Genomic DNA, 15,511 nt, shown 5'->3' with positions numbered 1-15,511 from the left:
GCTGTACCGCCAGCGGGCCGCTTCTTCCCGGGCCCTCGGCACTCGCTGTAGCACAGGAAGCTGCCGTAGCGGGTCGACTCGCACGGGGATGCCCCGCACCCGAATTCGCGAACTGCGATCAAAGCCAACCCCGTCCCGGCTTTACGTCAGTGTGACGTAAAGTCTACGGTGGCATCCACGGCAGGTGTTCACCGGTACGCGTCGGCAGCCGCGCACGACGACTCGCCCGGTGGCCCCGTCCGGACCGTCAGGGCCGAGAGCGCGGACGGGCCCCGGCAGCGGAACCGGCGGTGCCGAACCGCGCCCCGCCCCGACCAACGGTCGCCCCCATCGACGAGTGAAGCGAGGAACGTGCATGAACGACCGTCCGGTGGTGATCCTCACCGCTCTCAACCTGGAGTACGAAGCGGTCCGCGAGACGCTGTCCGACCTGCGCGTGCACCGGCACACCGCCGGCACCCGCTTCGAGATCGGACAGCTCGCGGGCGGGCGGTGCCGGGTGGTCCTGGGCCTCGTGGGCAAGGGCAACCACCCCGCCGCCGTCCTGGCCGAACGGGCCATCGCCGCGTTCCGGCCCAAGGCGGTGCTCTTCGTCGGGGTCGCCGGGGGCCTCCGCCCGAGCATCGCCCTCGGCGACGTGGTGGTCGCCACCCACGTCTACGCCTACCACGGCGGCACCAGCCAGGACGACGGCCTCAAGGCCCGGCCCCGGGTCTGGGAGATCGCCCACGGGCCGGACCAGATCGCCCGGCACCTCGACCGGACGAGGACCTGGCAGCGCCGGCTGCCCGCCGACGCGGTCCCGCCCCGGGTGCACTTCGGACCCATCGCCGCCGGCGAGGTGGTGCAGGACTCCAGCATCTCCGAGCAGGCCCGCTGGGTGCGGCAGCACTACAACGACGCGTTGGCCATCGAGATGGAGGCGGCGGGGGTGGCCCAGGCCGCCCACCTGAACAACGCTCTTCCGGTCGTCGTGGTCCGGGGCGTCAGCGACCGGGCCGACGGCACCAAGGCGGCGACCGACGGCATCCGATGGCAGCCCCGGGCCGTGGCCAACGCGGTCGCGTTCGCCACCGCGCTGGCCGAGGAACTCACGTACGACACCGACACCGACCAGCCCGGCACGAAGGGAAGCACAGCGATGCATGGCGACAGCGTCAGCAACATCGCGACCGGCAACGCGCGGGTCGGGTTCCAGGCGGGTCACATCTACGGCACCGTCCAGATGGGCGGTGCCGACCGGCAGCAGCCGACCGACCTGGCCACCGAGATCGCCGCCCTCCGTGGCCACCTGAAGGAGGCCCGTCTGGTCGGCAGTATCGACGAGGCCACGTACACGGCCGCCGAGGTCGAACTCGACGCTGCCACCCGGTCCATGGAGGAGGGCGCGCCCGGTCGGAGCGGCCTGATGATCGCGCTGAAGCGGCTACGGGGCCTGGTGGACGACGTGACGGAACTGGCGGCTCGGCTTGCCGCTGTCATCGCACTGGCCCGGGAGCTGTCGTGACCGTCACCTCCAAGCCGGTGATCAATATTGCAGACGGCTCCGCGAACGTCGGCTTCCAGGCCCACACCGTGCACGAGGTGTCCTTCTACCAGGTCGCGGCGACCGATCCACCGGAGCGAAAGTACGAGACGGGCGTACGCTGCCTCGCCGGCGGTACCCCGACCCGCGCCCGGAAGCTGTTCGAGGACGCCCTCGCCGGCGGGTGCACAACGAGCAAGGTCCGCTTCCACTGGTTTCTCGCCCTGCTCAGCAACCGGAGCCTGCGTGACATGTCGCCGGAGGACACCGCCCGGCTACGCGCCGCCCGGCGACAGACGGTGATCGACGACGACGAGTGGGCCGATGGGCTACGAGTCATCCACCGCCTGATAGACGCGGTGGGATCGACCGACCCTGATCACGGCCCCCTCTTCAAGGATCTGGGCGAACTTCCTCCCGAGCAGCACGAGAAGATCGTCAGGCATCTCGACCTGGTGCTCGACGGTGAGCTTCAGGACCATCTGTGGCGGCTGGAGGTCGAGCGGGTGAAGGAGGGACGCAGGGCCGGCAACCGCGAGCGGCGGGTGTGGAAGTTCTTCCAGCCCACGCCGGCCGGACCACGGGCACGTCCACCCACGCCGATCTCGACCAGGCTCGCCGACCGGATACGAGCCGGCGCCGCCACTGCCGTGTTCGCGTCAGCCACGGTCCATCTCGGTTGGCTCCTCGTCGAGCGGGGGGCCCTCGGTGCGCTCCTCGCCTATCTCGTCAGCACTGCCGCTGGGTACGTCGTGGCGGTCCGGGGCACCGAGTGGCGGTTCCGGGTGAAACGACTACGCATCCGGGAACGGGAACACCGGATCGTCCGGCAACGAGACGTCTCCACCACCGACGAAGGCTTCGCCGGGCAGATCACTCTTCAGTTTCGACAGTACTTCGGCCGGTACGTCCCTGAGGGGGAGAACCGCGACGCGTGGTTGCAGCGGACATCCGGGATTCGGCGCCACCTCCGTGACGAGGTCGTCGAGATCTATCGGGAGAAGGAGGTCGACGCGAAGCAGGTGGCGTGGCTGATCCGACACCTGGCCAGTGACGCGAAGCAACGCTGGCAGAACGGGCTCCTGCTGGCGTACCGATTCGAGTTGCGCACCCCGACGACCACCAAGCTCGCCGTCGTCCTCGGCCTGATCGCCATGGGCGTCTTCGCGATGTGGGCCGTCGTGGCCGCGGTGGCGCAGGCTCCGACAGCCGGAGCGGCCACCGTCGCCCTGCTCCTGCCGAGTGGAGTGCTGGCCGCACGGGGGTGGCTGACCATCGCCCTGGAACGCCGTCGTCACGACGCCGACCGTGTCGAGTACGAAGACCGGTTGGCTGCCCGACGAGCGGCATACTGGCGGTGGTGCGCCAAGCTCGCGGACAAGCCGGACGACGCCGAGGTGGCCACGTGGTTGGAGTGCGATCGCAAGCTCCTCATGGACGCGGCGATGCGGCACTACCGACTGAAAGCCAGTGACGTGATCGCTCACGCGTTTCTTGAGGCCCCGGCGATGTCCAACCGGAAGCGAGCCCGGGTCCGCCACGGTCCCCTGCGGTACTCGCGGTACCGGATCCTGGTGTTCCTGCTGACCCGGGACGGTGTCCGTCAGGCCAGCGCCGACCTCGACTTCGAGAAAGCGGTCTTCAGTCGACACGAGCGGATGAACTACCGCTTCGAGGCGGTGGCAGCCGTGCATGTCACCGCCTCGGACGACGGGCACCCCCGCATCTTCGAGTTGACGCTGGTCAACGGTCATCCGATCAACGTGCGGGTGTCGGAGGAGAAGGCCGACGGGCCACGGCCGGGAGAGGACCCGCGCATCCTGTCCACCGTGGCGATCGAGGCGTCTGGCCTGCACCGGGCCCTGCACGTCCTGGAGGGGGTTGCCGCTGAGGGCAAAGAGTGGATCAACCGGCAGATCGCACTGAGCTACGCGGAGGCCGCCACGATGGCTGGCGCGACGTCGAACCCCCCGGGTCACCCGGCGGCCTGATTCCCCCGGAAACAGCGGGACCCCCGGCCTACCCAAGCCGGGGGTCCCAGGTTTCCGCCCACTTCGCACGTCGAACGCGTTTAAAGCCGTGGGTCAGTTTGAATGTCGTCGCCTCTACCATTGGGCTACCGCGCCACGAAGAGAGGCGCGGGTAGGATTCGAACCTACACTGCACGAGCCCAATCCACGGCTGCTCCATCCGACGATCGGCGGTAATGCTGAGTCTGGAGCGAGAGTCTGAGATTCACCGGACGGTCTGCCTCTACCAATTGGGCCACCCCGGCCAGTATGCCGGGGGCAGGAGTCGAACCTGCACTGGAACACGTCCCGCTCAGTCTGACGTTCAGTCTCAACTTGTCGCGCTCACGCGCGTCCTTCCGCGCTCCCACGGAAGGAGTCTTCGAGGCTACCCGAACAGGTAGCCGAACACCCGCTCACCAGCCTTCTGGTCCTCCACCTCGGTCATGTTGGCCTGCTCGCGGGCGAACTTCACCGCCTGCTGGAGCTTCGCCACCCGCTCCCGCAGCTCCTTGACCCGGGTGGCGGGCAGGGCACCGGAGAGCTTGACCGTGGTCCAGTAGCCGACCGGGATGTCCTCGGTGTAGACCTCGACCTGGGCCGGGTGCTTCTCGGTCGCCTCGGCCTTGACGTGGTTGCGCATGACCTTGCGGCTGCGCACCGTCTTCACCGGGTCCGAGGCGTACGCCCCGGCGGCGTCGTTGAACGTCCAGGTCTCGGCCGGGTCCAGCACGGGCAGCTTGTCGACGAAGGCGTACAGGTCGACGAGCTGCTTCTCCAGGAAGAGCAGGTAGGTGACCGGCACGTCGGCGAGGATCGTCCGGCCGTCCACCACCACGTCGGCCCTGGCGCGGGTGTTCGCGACGTCCTGGGTGAGGACCAGGTCGAAGAGGCGGGTCAGCGACGTCGACACCTCGCCGATCACGTCGCCGGCCGACACCTGCACCCGGGTCGACTCCGGCGGGAGCTGCTCGCCCTCCTCGTCCTTCGGCTGGTAGCTGCGGGAGATGCCGGACAGCATGGGCGCCTTCTGGACGTTGCGCTGCGCTTCGGTGAACTCCCGGGCGGTCTGGGCCTTCACGCCCTTGGTGACCGCGATGATCTGGTTGAGCTTCGCCATGCCGATCTTCCCTTCAGCCGGCCCGGGACATTACCAACGACCGTCCGAAGGTGACCAACCGGTTTCGGGGCCGCGTGCCGGCGGCCCGGATCAGTCGCCGTTCAGGTCGATCTGGATGCCCTCGTTGGCGCAGGCCGTCTTCAGGCCGGTCATGTGCGTGCTCATCGGGCCGAGGTAGGCGAGCGCGCCGGCCTCCTCGCCCTCCTTCATCCTCGACACCTCCCACACGATGTCGACCAGACCCGTACCGTGCTCCCGGATCTTCTCGTGGTCGGAGTCGGCGAACTGCTTCCGCAGCTTCTGGTACTCGGCCTCGCTGAGTTCGTCGTCCCCGTCGTCGAGCGCCTTCGCCCCGTCGCCCTCGCCGGCCATCGCCTTGCAGGCGGTGATGCCCGAGTCCTCCCTGACCGCCTGGTAGATGGCGGTTCCGGCGACCACCGCCAGGAGCAGGGCCAGCACCCCGCCCGCGGCGACGAGCGGCACCCGGTACGCCGCGAGCGGCCCGGGAGCGGATCCGCCGGACGGCGCCGGAGCGTCGCCGGGAACGAAGCCGGGCGGCACCGCCGGCCCCGGGGCCTGCTGCGGTACGACGACGTGGTCGGCGGTGGTGGGCTGCTGCGCGCCGGTGGCGGGGTCGGGGTGCTGCGCGCCGGTGGCGGGGTCGGGGTGCTGTGCGGCAGCGGTGGGATCGGGGGCGGGGTACTGCGGCGCGGCGGTGTGGTCGGGGCCGGGCTGCTGGTCGGTCACGGCTTCTCCTCGATGGGACGAACGGCACGATGGTGTCCCTCGCGCACGCTCGGCACGGCCCGTGCGGGCACACCGGCCGCGAGGACCGTCGGGTGTGGATGGTAGCCCTGCGCGCCGGTGACGTCGCAGGCCGTACGGGGGGATCCCACCGCAGCCCGGACCGCGTCCCGCCGGGTCCGGTCCCACCCCCACCCAGCAGCGAATTCGTGGGAGTTGTCCGGTCTCAGGGGGGTCATTTTCAGGGGTCACCGCGCGGCGCCATCTCCGACATGATCGAGCCTCGGGACAACCGCCGGCGTCCTCGGACCTCCGGTCGACCGGAACCACCGCGCGACTCCCAGGAAGGGACTACCGTGTCCACTCGTCGTCAACTACTGCGGCTCGGTGCGGCGTCAGGTCTCCTCGGCGCGACCGGTGGCCTGGTCAGTCTCGCCGGACAGTCCGGCGCGGCCCCGGCCGCGGCGCGCCCCGTCCGGTCGGGGAACCAGACCCTCACCCCGTTCAGCGTCCCGTTGACCGTGCCGCAGACGCTGCGGCCGGTGCTGCGGACCGCCACCACCGACTACTACTCGGTCACCATGCACCGGCGTCGGCTGGAGATCCTGCCGGGCACCCGCACGGAGGTGTACACGTACAACGGTGACCTGCCCGGCCCGACGATCCGCGCCACCTCGGGCCGGCGGGTGGTGGTACGGCAGCGCAACCGGCTGGGCATGCCGACGGCGGTGCACCTGCACGGCGGCGCCACCGCGCCCGGTGACGACGGCTCCGGCACCGCCACGATCCCGCCCGGCGGGGAGCGGATCTACACGTACCCCAACCGGCAGCCGCACGCGACCCTGTGGATGCACGACCACACTCACCACATGGAGGCCGAGCACCTCTACCGGGGCCTGTCCAGCCTCTACCTGCTCACCGACCGCACCGAGGCGGCACTGCCGCTGCCCCAGGGCCAGTTCGACGTCCCGCTGGTGTTGCGCGACGCGCACCTGGACGCCGACGCCCAACTGGTCTGGACCATGGACGACGCGGACAACCGGACCACCATCCTGGTCAACGGCCGGCCCTGGCCGCGCTTCCAGGTGCAGGCCCGCCGCTACCGCTTCCGCCTGGTCAACTCCAGCAACCTGCGGTTCTTCCTGCTCCAGCTCGCCGACGCCAGCGAGATCACGGTGATCGGTTCCGACGGCGGCCTGCTGGAGGCGCCGGTCAACGCGCCGTACGTGCTGCTCTCGCCGGGCGAACGGCTGGAGGTGGTGGTCGACTTCTCCCGCTACCAACCGGGCACCTCGGTGGTGCTGCACAACCTGATGGGGCCGGGTCCGTTCGAGCAGGTCGGCTCGGTGATGCGCTTCGACGTCGTACCGGCGCGGGGGCGGGACCGCAGCTCGGTGCCGCAGAAGCTGCGTACCCTGCCGCCGTTGCCGACGCCGACCGTGCGGCGCACCATCGAGCTGCGGATGGACGAGCCGGGCACCGGACACCGGGCGTACATCGACGGTAAGGTCTTCGACCCGGCCCGGATCGACACCACCGTCGCCTGGGGCAGCACCGAGGAGTGGACGGTGACGAACGGCAACGTCTTCATGCCGCACAACTTCCACATGCACCTGGTGCAGTTCCGGGTGCTCGGCCGGGGCGACGGGCCGGCCGACCCCACCGAGTCCGGCCTGAAGGACACCGTGGTCGTCTGGCCCGGTCAGCCCGTCCGCCTCCAGGCGACCTTCGACACCTGGCGCGGCGTGTACCCGTACCACTGCCACATGGTCGACCACAGCGCGATGGGCATGATGGCCCAGCTCCGGATCGTCTGACCCGGGCCCGGCACCGACGGCCCCACTCCCCCGGGTTCCGGGGCGGGCCCACCGGCTCCCACCGGTGGGCCCGTCCCCGCGTCCGGCGGGCTCAGCGGAAGGCGGAGTGACCGGTCAGCACCTGGCCGATGACGAGCTGGTGCACCTCGGAGGTGCCCTCGTAGGTGAGCACCGATTCCAGGTTCGCCGCGTGCCGCATGACCGGGTAGTCGAGCGTGATCCCGGCCGCGCCGAGGACGGCCCGGCACTCGCGGGCGATGGCGATCGCCTCCCGCACGCTGTTCAGCTTGCCGAGGCTGATCTGCCGGTGGTCGAGCGCGCCGGCGTCCTTCAGCGACCCGATGTGCAGCGCCAGCAGCAACCCCTTGCCCAGTTCCAGGCCCATGTCGGCGAGCTTGAGCTGGGTCGCCTGGTACGCGGCGAGCGGCCGGTCGAAGATCTGCCGGGTGCGGGCGTAGTCGATCGTCGTCCGGAGGCAGTCGTGGGCCGCCCCGAGCGCCCCGAAGACGATGCCGAAGCGGGCCTCGTTGAGGCAGGAGAGCGGCCCGGAGAGGCCGGCGGCCTCCGGCAGCATCGCGTCGGCGGGCAACCGGACGCCGTCGAGGACGAGTTCCGAGGTCACCGAGGCGCGCAGGGAGAGCTTGCGGGTGATCTCCGGGGCGGTGAAGCCGGGGGTCCCGGCGGGGACGAGGAAGCCCCGGATCCCCTCGTCGGTACGGGCCCAGACCACCGCGACGTCCGCGATCGACCCGTTGGTGATCCACATCTTGGTGCCGTCGAGCACCCAGTCGCCGCCGTCGCGGCGGGCCCGGGTCCGCATGCCGGCCGGGTCGGAGCCGAAGTCCGGCTCGGTCAGGCCGAAGCAGCCGATCGCCTCGCCGGCCGCCATCCGGGGCAGCCACCGCTGCTTCTGCTCCTCGGAGCCGAACCGCCAGATCGCGTACATGGCCAGCGATCCCTGCACCGACACCAGGGACCGCAGTCCCGAGTCGCCCGCCTCCAGCTCGAAGCAGGCCAGCCCGTACGCGACGGCGGAGGTGCCGGCACAGCCGTAGCCCTCGAGGTGCATGCCGAGCACACCGAGCTGCCCGAGTTCGCGGGCCAGGTCGCGAACCGGCAGGTGACCCTCCTCGTACCAGGCGGCGATGTGCGGGCGGATCCGCCGGTCGACGAAGCCGCGCACGGCGGCCTGGAGTTCCCGGGTGTCGTCGTCGACGAGCGCGTCGATGCCGAAGTACTCGGGCGCGGACGCGGGGACAGGCAGGGTCACGGTGCGGTTCCTTCCGGGGCTTGCAGGTGGGCGATCACGCCGCGCGCCACGGCGACGGCCATCGCGTCCAACGCGTCGTGGGTCATCGCCGCCATGTGCGGCGTGGCGAGGACCCGTGGATGGTGCAGCAGCGGATCGTCGGGCTCCGGTGGCTCCGGGGCGAAGACGTCGACCGCGTAGCCCCGCAGCTGCCCGGCGTCGAGCGCGGCGAGCACCGCCGCGCGGTCCACGACCCCGGCCCGTGCCGTGTTCACCAGGAGGGCTCCCGGCCGCATCCGGGCGAGCGCGGCGGCACCGAGGAGTCCGGTCGTCTGCGCGGTCTGCGGCACGTGCAGGCTGACCACGTCGGCCTCGCGCAGCAGCTCGTCCAGCCCGACGAGGCGGACGCCCTCCGGTGGCGCGGCCACCGCGACGTCGTACCCGAGCACGGTCATGCCGAGTCCGCGCGCGCGGGCCGCGACGGCCCGGCCGATCGCGCCGAGTCCCACCAGTCCGAGGGTGCGGTTGGCCAGCATGGTCCCGGTCAGCCCGGCGGCGACGACCGCGGACGGCAGCGAGCGGCCGGCCGGGAACGCGCCGCCCGCCAACGACGCCACCGCCTGCGGCACCTGCCGGGCGAGGGTGAGGGCGGCCAGGATGACGAACTCGGCCACGGATTCGGCGTTGGCGCCCGGGGTACCGACCACCGGGATGCCCAGCCGGGCGGCGGCGGCCAGGTCGATGCCGTCCAGCCCGGCGCCGTGCCGGCCGACGACCCGCAGCCGCCGGGCGGATTCGAGCATGCCGGCGGTGACCGGGGACGAGCGCACCACGAGGGCGTCGGCGGTGGCGAGCGGACCGGCGGCCAGCGCCACCGGGTCGGTGACGTGGGCGACGTGCACGTCACCCACGGCGTGCAGCAGCTCCAGGCCGGCCGGTGCGATCGGCTCGGTGAGCAGGATCCTGGGGGTCATGGTCGTCCTCACCAGCCGGTGTAGCAGGTCACCGGTACGGAGTAGAAGTCCCGCGCGTAGCCGCCCTGCTCCCGGGGACCGTGGTTGGAGGCGCCGGTGCCACCGAAGGGGAGGTGCAGCTCGGTGCCGGCGGTGGGCAGGTTGACCGTCACGATCCCGGCCCGGGCGTCCCGCTTGAACCGTTCCGCCGCCGACAGGGACGTGGTCACGATCCCGGCGGAGAGCCCGTACGGGGTGTCGGCGGCCACGTCGATCGCCTCGTCGAGGTCGTCGACCCGGATCACGCAGGACACCGGGCCGAAGATCTCCTCCCGGGCGAGTCGCATGTCGTTGCGGGCGTCGGCGAAGAGGGTGGGCCGCATGAACTGCCCCTCGTCGGTACGGTGCGTCCCGCCGGCCACCACGGTCGCGCCCTCGTCGCGGCCGATCCGGACGTAGTCGAGGTTCTGGGCCAGCTGGTCGGGGCTGACCACCGGGCCGAGGTCGCTGTGCGGGTCGAGCGGGTCGCCGACCCGCAGCGCGTCGGCCGCCACGGCCAGCGCCTCGACGAACCGGTCGTGGACGCCCGCCTGCACGATCAGCCGGCTCGACGCCGTGCACCGCTGGCCGCTGCTGAAGAAGCTGCCGTCCAGGGCGCAGCGCACCGCGACCTCCAGATCGGCGTCGTCGAGCACGACGAGCGGGTTCTTGCCCCCCATCTCCAGCTGGAACCGCTTGTTGCCGTGGGCGATGCACTGCCGGGCGACGTGGGTGCCGGTGCCGGTGCCGCCGGTGAAGGAGATGCCGTCGACCCCGGACGAGGTGAGCAGCTCCTCGCCGACCTCGCGGCCCGATCCCATGACGAGGTTGAAGACGCCGGGCGGCGCACCGGAGCCGGCGATGATCCGGGCGAGTTCCCCGGCCGAGGCGGTGACCAGCTCGGCGGGCTTGAGCACGACCGTGTTGCCGTACGCGAGCGCGGGCGCGACCTTCCACGCCGGGATCGCGAGCGGGTAGTTCCACGGCGTGATGACCCCGACCACGCCGAGCGGCCGACGCCGGACCTCGGCGTGCACGTTCTCCCGGGTGGACGCGTACACCTCACCCTGGGGTTGGAGCAGCTGGTGGGCGTAGTAGCGGAAGGTCTGCCCGGCCCGGGTGACCTCACCGCGCGCCTCGGCGAGCAGCTTGCCCTCCTCCCGGGCGAGCAGGACGGCGAGGTCCTCCACCCGGTTCAGGATGGTGGTCCCGATCCGGTCGAGGACCGCCATCCGTTCCGCGACGGGCCGGCGGGCCCAGCCGGGCTGGGCGGCGCGGGCGGCGGCGACGGCCGTCCGGGCGGTGTCCCGGTCGGCGCGGGCGTACTCGCTGACGACCTCGCCGGGGCGGGCGGGGTTGTGGTTGGGCCGGCGTTCACCGTCGACCCACTCGCCGCCGACGAGGTTGCGGTGGTACGGCACGGTCGTCGTCATGGTCATCGACCACCGACGGCGGAGGCGACCGGCTGGTCCTGCGGATCGACGTTCTCCGGGAAGTGGCAGGCCACCTGGTGACCGGTGCCGGTGGTGGTCAGCCCCGGGGTCTGCGTCGCGCAGAGGTCCTGCGCCTTCCAGCACCGGGTACGGAAGCGGCACCCGCTGGGCGGGTTCAGCGGGCTCGGCACGTCCCCGGTGAGGATGAGGCGTTTCCGCTCGGTCTCCACCAGCGGGTCGGGGATCGGCACCGCCGAGAGCAGGGCCCGGGTGTACGGGTGCTGCGGCCGGCGGTACATGTCCTCGCACTCGCCCACCTCGACGACGGTGCCGAGGTACATCACGGCGATACGGTCACAGAGGTGCCGTACCACGGCCAGGTCGTGCGCGATGAACATCATGGTCAGCCCCAGCTCCTCCTGGAGCTGTTCGAGCAGGTTGACGATCTGCGCCTGGACGGAGACGTCCAGGGCGGACACCGGCTCGTCGGCGACGACGAACTCCGGGTTGCTGACCAGCGCGCGGGCGATACCGACCCGCTGGCGCTGCCCGCCGGAGAACTCGTGCGGGTAGCGGTCGTGCCACTGGTCGCTGAGCCCGACCAGCTGCATGGTGTCCAGCGCCTTGGCCCGGCGACCGGCGGCGGAGAGGTCCGAGTGCACCAGCAGCGGCTCCTCGATGAGTTCGCCGATGGTCATGCGCGGGTTCAGCGAGGCGTACGGGTCCTGGAAGATCATCTGCATCCGTCGGCGCATCGCCCGCATCCGGCCCCGACCCAGGGTGGTCAACTCGGTGCCGTCGAAGGTCACCGTGCCGCTGCTGGGCTTGAGCAGCTGGAGGAGGGCCCGGCCGGTGGTGGACTTGCCGCAGCCGGACTCCCCCACCACGCCGATGATCTCGCCGCGTCGGATGTCCAGGTCCACGCCGGACACGGCGCGCAGCCGGGCCGGGAACAGCGAGCCGCGCTTCGGCACCTTGAAGTCGACCGCCAGGTCGCGTACGCGCACCAGTGGCTGGTCCGCTCCGGTCGCGGGGGCTTCGGACATCAGCTCTCCTCCGTCGATTGGTTCGCGAACCGGTCGCGGGTGGACAGCCAGCCACCGTCGGTCGCCGGTCGCATGCCCCAGCAGCGGGTCAGCTGGCCCCGGTCCGGGCTCTCCCAGGTCAGGGTGAGCTGGGGTGCGTCGTCCTGGCAGGTTTCGCGGGCGTGCACGCAGCGCGGGGCGAACCGGCAGCCGGACGGCATCTCCGACAGCTCCGGCGGTCGGCCGGCGATCGGGCGCAGCTTGCCCCCGCGCACCAGGTCCAGCCGGGGCACCGACCCCAGCAGGCCCCAGGTGTAGGGCATCTGCGGACGGTGGAACAGGTCGACCGTCTCGGCACGCTCGACGATCTGGCCCGCGTACATCACGTTGACCCGTTCCGCCATGCCGGCGACCACGCCGAGGTCGTGGGTGATGAACAGGACCGCGGTCCGGGTCTGGAGCGCCAGGTCCCGCAGCAGCTCCAGGATCTGGGCCTGGATGGTGACGTCGAGCGCGGTGGTGATCTCGTCGGCGAGGATCAGCCGGGGGTTGCAGGAGAGCGCCATCGCGATCATCACGCGTTGCCGCATGCCGCCGGAGAGCTGGTGCGGGTAGGCCCCGAGCCGGGTCTCCGCGGCCGGGATGCGCACCATCTCCAGCAGCTCGATCGCCCGCGCCCGCGCGCCCCGGCGGTTCAGTCCCAGGTGCAGCCGCAGGGACTCGGTGAGCTGCCGTCCCACGGTCAGCACCGGGTTCAGCGAGGTCATCGGATCCTGGAAGATCATCGAGATCCCCTTGCCCCGCACGGCCCGCAGCTCGCGGGGGCGCAGGCGCAGCAGGTCCTGTCCCTCGAAGATCACCTGCCCGCCGGTCACCTGTCCGGCCGGCGGCACGATCAGGCCCATGATGGACTGCGCGGTGGCCGACTTGCCGCAGCCGGACTCGCCCACCAACGCCACCATCTCGCCGGCGTCCACAGTGAAGGAAACACCGTCGACCGCCGTCACCGACCCCCGCGCCGCGCGGAATTCGGTACGCAGGTCTCGCACCTCCAACAAGGCCATCGAACCCCCTGGTGTTTAGACTCCTGAACGCCGCCATTCGTCAACCGGGAGTGTTGCACAGACGATGTTCGTCGTCTAGGCTCCCGGCAGCGACGAATTACGTCACTATGAGTTGGAGCGAGATGGCATCGAAGAGCTCGATCGAAAAGGATCGCAGCATCATCCGGGAACTCGTCCAGGACCCGAGGCAGACAAACGTCGCGTTGGCGGCGAAGGTCGGCCTCTCCGAAGGGTCGGTGCGACGACGGGTGGAACGCCTCGTCACCGAGGGGCAGTTGCAGTTCGCCGCGATCCCCAGCGCCGCCTTCATGGGCCGGCCGGTGCACACACTCTTCGAGATCCAGAGCGCTCCCGGGGCCACCGAGCGGCTCATCGACAAGCTCGCGGGCATGCCGGAGATCGCGTACGTCTACCACGTGACCGGCCAGTTCGACATCATCGCGGTCGGCTACTTCGCCTCCAGCAACGCCATGCGCCGGTTCTGGACCGAGCGACTGGGCCACCTCGACGGGGTGATGGAGAGCCGCTCGGTGATGGTGCTGCGGGTCGCCAAACGCGCCCACGAGTGGGCGCGCGACATCGCCGTCACCGGTGACGAGGAGTCCGCCTGGGATGTGGACTCGGATCCTGGCGTGCCCGGTTCGGAAACCTGACCAGACCGGAGAAACAAGCCATGCTGCGCATCACGCTGATCCGCCTGTTATCGGTTATTCCGGTCCTACTCGGGATCTCGGTGATCTCGTTCCTGGTGATCCGCATGATCCCCGGCGACGTGATCAGCTCGATCATGGGCCAGGACTTCGGCGACCCCGCGATCGAGGCGGAGATGCGCCGCTACTTCGGGCTCGACATGCCCGTGTACGAGCAGTTCCTGAGGTGGTTGGGTGCCCTGCTCCAGGGTGACCTCGGCACCTCGATGCGCACCGGTCAGCCGGTGCTGGAAGAGATCATGCAGCGCTTCCCGTCCACGCTGCTGCTGGCGGTGTCGGCGCTGCTGGTCTCGATCCTGATCTCCATCCCGCTCGGCGTGCTCAGCGCCACCAAGCGCAACGGCCTGCTCGACGCGAGCACCCGGGTCGCCTCGCTGATCGGGTTGTCGCTGCCCAACTTCTGGCTGGGCATCCTGCTGGTCTACGTCTTCTCGGTTTCGCTGGGCTGGCTGCCGTCGCAGGGCGCGGGCGAGGGTGAGGGCTTCTGGGGCAGCCTGAAGTACCTCATCCTCCCCTCGGTGACCCTCGGCGCCAGCCTGGCGGCGATCAGCATGCGGATGACCCGGTCCAGCATGCTGGAGGTGCTCAACCAGGACTACGTCCGCACCGCCCGGGCCAAGGGGCTCGGCGAGCGTGCGGTGATGGTCCGGCACGCGCTGCGCAACTCGCTGATCCCGGTGGTGACCGTGCTCGGCATCCAGGCGGGGGCCCTGCTCGGTGGCACCGTCATCGTGGAGCAGGTCTTCGCGTGGCCGGGACTGGGCACGATGGTCATCCGGGGCATCAGTCAGCGCGACTACCCGGTCGTCCAGGGCACCCTGCTCTTCCTGGCCTTCTTCTACGTCGTGGTCAATCTCCTCGTGGACCTCATCTACACCTACCTGGATCCGAGGTTGCGCAGTGGTCACTGAAGTCGTCCCCGGCCCCCGGCCGCAGGCACCCCCCATCAAGACCGGACGCCGCGGCGGCCAGCTGCTGCGGCTCATCATGCGGGACAAGGTCGGCCTGGTCGGGCTGGTCATCGTGGTGCTGATGACCGCCGCCGCGGCGCTCGCCCCGCTGATCGCGCCCTACGACCCGACCGCCATGTCCAACCAGCGGCTCGCGCCGCCCGGCGGCGACTTCCTGCTCGGCGCCGACGAGGCCGGGCGCGACCTGCTCAGCCGGGCCCTCTACGGGGCACGCACCTCGCTGACGGTGAGCCTGATCGTGGTCACCTGCGCCGGGGCGATCGGCGTCCTGCTGGGGCTGCTCGCCGGCTTCTACCGGGGCGTACTCGACGCGATCATCACCCCGGCGACCGACATCATGTTCTCCTTCCCCACCCTGCTGCTGGCCCTCGCGGTGGTGGCCGCCCGCGGGCCCGGCACGGAGAACCTCATCCTGGCCCTGGTCATCGTCTTCATCCCCAGCTTCGCCCGGATCGTGCGCGGCACCGCCATGTCGGTCCGCCGGGAGCCGTACGTGGAGTCCGGCCAGGCGGTCGGGTTGAGCAACACCCGGCTCATCCTGAAGTACATCCTGCCCAACTCCATCGCCCCGATCGCGGTGCAGTTCACCACGAGCCTGGCCTACGCCATCCTGATCGAGGCGTCCCTGGGCTACCTCGGTCTCGGGGTGCAGCCACCCCAGCCGTCCTGGGGATCGATGCTCTCCAGCGGCAAGTCCTTCATGGAGATGTCGCTCTGGCCGTCGGTCGTGCCCGGCGTCTGCATCATGATCGCCGTCCTCGGTTTCAACCTGCTGGGCGACACCCTCCGCGACGTCCTGGACCCGCGACTGCGCGGCCGGTCGAGTCGCTGACCCGCAAGGAGCACGCGCGT

13 protein-coding genes are annotated in these 15,511 nt (G+C 70.8%); 6 read left to right on the top strand and 7 right to left on the bottom strand.

Going from position 1 to position 15,511, the window contains the following annotated elements; translation table 11 throughout:
• Positions 1–355 precede the first annotated feature (355 nt).
• Positions 356–1,507: a 5'-methylthioadenosine/S-adenosylhomocysteine nucleosidase gene (locus AB0F58_RS09795; RefSeq protein WP_357140566.1), complete on the top strand. Its 1,152-nt coding sequence runs from the start codon at positions 356–358 to the stop codon at positions 1,505–1,507.
• Positions 1,504–3,516: a hypothetical protein gene (locus tag AB0F58_RS09790; RefSeq protein WP_357140564.1), complete on the top strand. Its 2,013-nt coding sequence runs from the start codon at positions 1,504–1,506 to the stop codon at positions 3,514–3,516. Before AB0F58_RS09795 ends, AB0F58_RS09790 begins: the two co-directional genes overlap by 4 nt.
• 406 nt (positions 3,517–3,922) lie before the next feature.
• Here the strand turns inward: AB0F58_RS09790 and AB0F58_RS09785 are convergent, their stop codons facing one another.
• A complete protein-coding gene (locus AB0F58_RS09785) occupies positions 3,923–4,654 on the bottom strand; it encodes a hypothetical protein (RefSeq protein ID WP_357140561.1) in 732 nt (243 codons plus the stop codon).
• Positions 4,655–4,744: 90 nt separating this feature from the next.
• Positions 4,745–5,401 (bottom strand): hypothetical protein, encoded by a 657-nt coding sequence (locus AB0F58_RS09780; protein WP_357140557.1) that lies wholly within the window; start codon positions 5,399–5,401, stop codon positions 4,745–4,747.
• A 353-nt stretch (positions 5,402–5,754) separates the two neighbouring features.
• On the opposite strand from AB0F58_RS09780, the gene AB0F58_RS09775 reads away from it, so the two are divergent.
• The gene (locus tag AB0F58_RS09775; protein WP_357140554.1) at positions 5,755–7,215 is read left to right on the top strand and encodes a multicopper oxidase domain-containing protein; all 1,461 of its coding nucleotides are present in this window, start codon (positions 5,755–5,757) and stop codon (positions 7,213–7,215) included.
• 91 nt (positions 7,216–7,306) lie between these two features.
• On the opposite strand, the gene AB0F58_RS09770 is transcribed toward AB0F58_RS09775, so the two are convergent.
• Genes AB0F58_RS09770 through AB0F58_RS09750 form a run of 5 tightly spaced genes read right to left on the bottom strand, consistent with a single transcriptional unit; the run spans position 7,307 to position 12,978 of the window.
• The gene (locus AB0F58_RS09770; RefSeq protein WP_357140552.1) at positions 7,307–8,485 is read right to left on the bottom strand and encodes an acyl-CoA dehydrogenase family protein; all 1,179 of its coding nucleotides are present in this window, start codon (positions 8,483–8,485) and stop codon (positions 7,307–7,309) included.
• Positions 8,482–9,438 carry an NAD(P)-dependent oxidoreductase gene (locus AB0F58_RS09765; protein ID WP_357140550.1) on the bottom strand — a complete coding sequence of 319 codons (957 nt, stop codon included), beginning with the start codon at positions 9,436–9,438 and terminating at the stop codon, positions 8,482–8,484. Before AB0F58_RS09765 ends, AB0F58_RS09770 begins: the two co-directional genes overlap by 4 nt.
• An 8-nt stretch (positions 9,439–9,446) precedes the next feature.
• A complete protein-coding gene (locus AB0F58_RS09760; RefSeq protein ID WP_357140547.1) occupies positions 9,447–10,895 on the bottom strand; it encodes an aldehyde dehydrogenase family protein in 1,449 nt (482 codons plus the stop codon).
• A complete protein-coding gene (locus AB0F58_RS09755) occupies positions 10,892–11,935 on the bottom strand; it encodes an oligopeptide/dipeptide ABC transporter ATP-binding protein (RefSeq protein ID WP_357140544.1) in 1,044 nt (347 codons plus the stop codon). Before AB0F58_RS09755 ends, AB0F58_RS09760 begins: the two co-directional genes overlap by 4 nt.
• A complete protein-coding gene (locus AB0F58_RS09750) occupies positions 11,935–12,978 on the bottom strand; it encodes an ABC transporter ATP-binding protein (protein WP_357140541.1) in 1,044 nt (347 codons plus the stop codon). Before AB0F58_RS09750 ends, AB0F58_RS09755 begins: the two co-directional genes overlap by 1 nt.
• A gap of 122 nt (positions 12,979–13,100) precedes the next feature.
• Here AB0F58_RS09750 and AB0F58_RS09745 point away from each other — a divergent pair, with 122 nt between their 5' ends.
• From AB0F58_RS09745 to AB0F58_RS09735, 3 genes are read left to right on the top strand one after another with little or no spacing between them, the layout of a single operon-like run.
• Positions 13,101–13,631 carry an Lrp/AsnC family transcriptional regulator gene (locus tag AB0F58_RS09745; RefSeq protein WP_357140538.1) on the top strand — a complete coding sequence of 177 codons (531 nt, stop codon included), beginning with the start codon at positions 13,101–13,103 and terminating at the stop codon, positions 13,629–13,631.
• Between the two features lie 20 nt (positions 13,632–13,651).
• Positions 13,652–14,599, top strand: coding sequence for a nickel ABC transporter permease (gene nikB, locus AB0F58_RS09740; protein WP_357140536.1), 948 nt, complete (start codon positions 13,652–13,654; stop codon positions 14,597–14,599).
• Positions 14,589–15,491: an ABC transporter permease gene (locus AB0F58_RS09735; protein ID WP_357140533.1), complete on the top strand. Its 903-nt coding sequence runs from the start codon at positions 14,589–14,591 to the stop codon at positions 15,489–15,491. Before nikB ends, AB0F58_RS09735 begins: the two co-directional genes overlap by 11 nt.
• Positions 15,492–15,511 lie beyond the last annotated feature (20 nt).

The sequence above is a fragment of the Micromonospora sp. NPDC023956 genome (genome assembly GCF_040639195.1).
GTDB lineage: Bacteria > Actinomycetota > Actinomycetes > Mycobacteriales > Micromonosporaceae > Micromonospora.
Note: the sequence above shows the minus strand (reverse complement) of the source record. Positions and strands in the feature narration are given on the sequence as shown.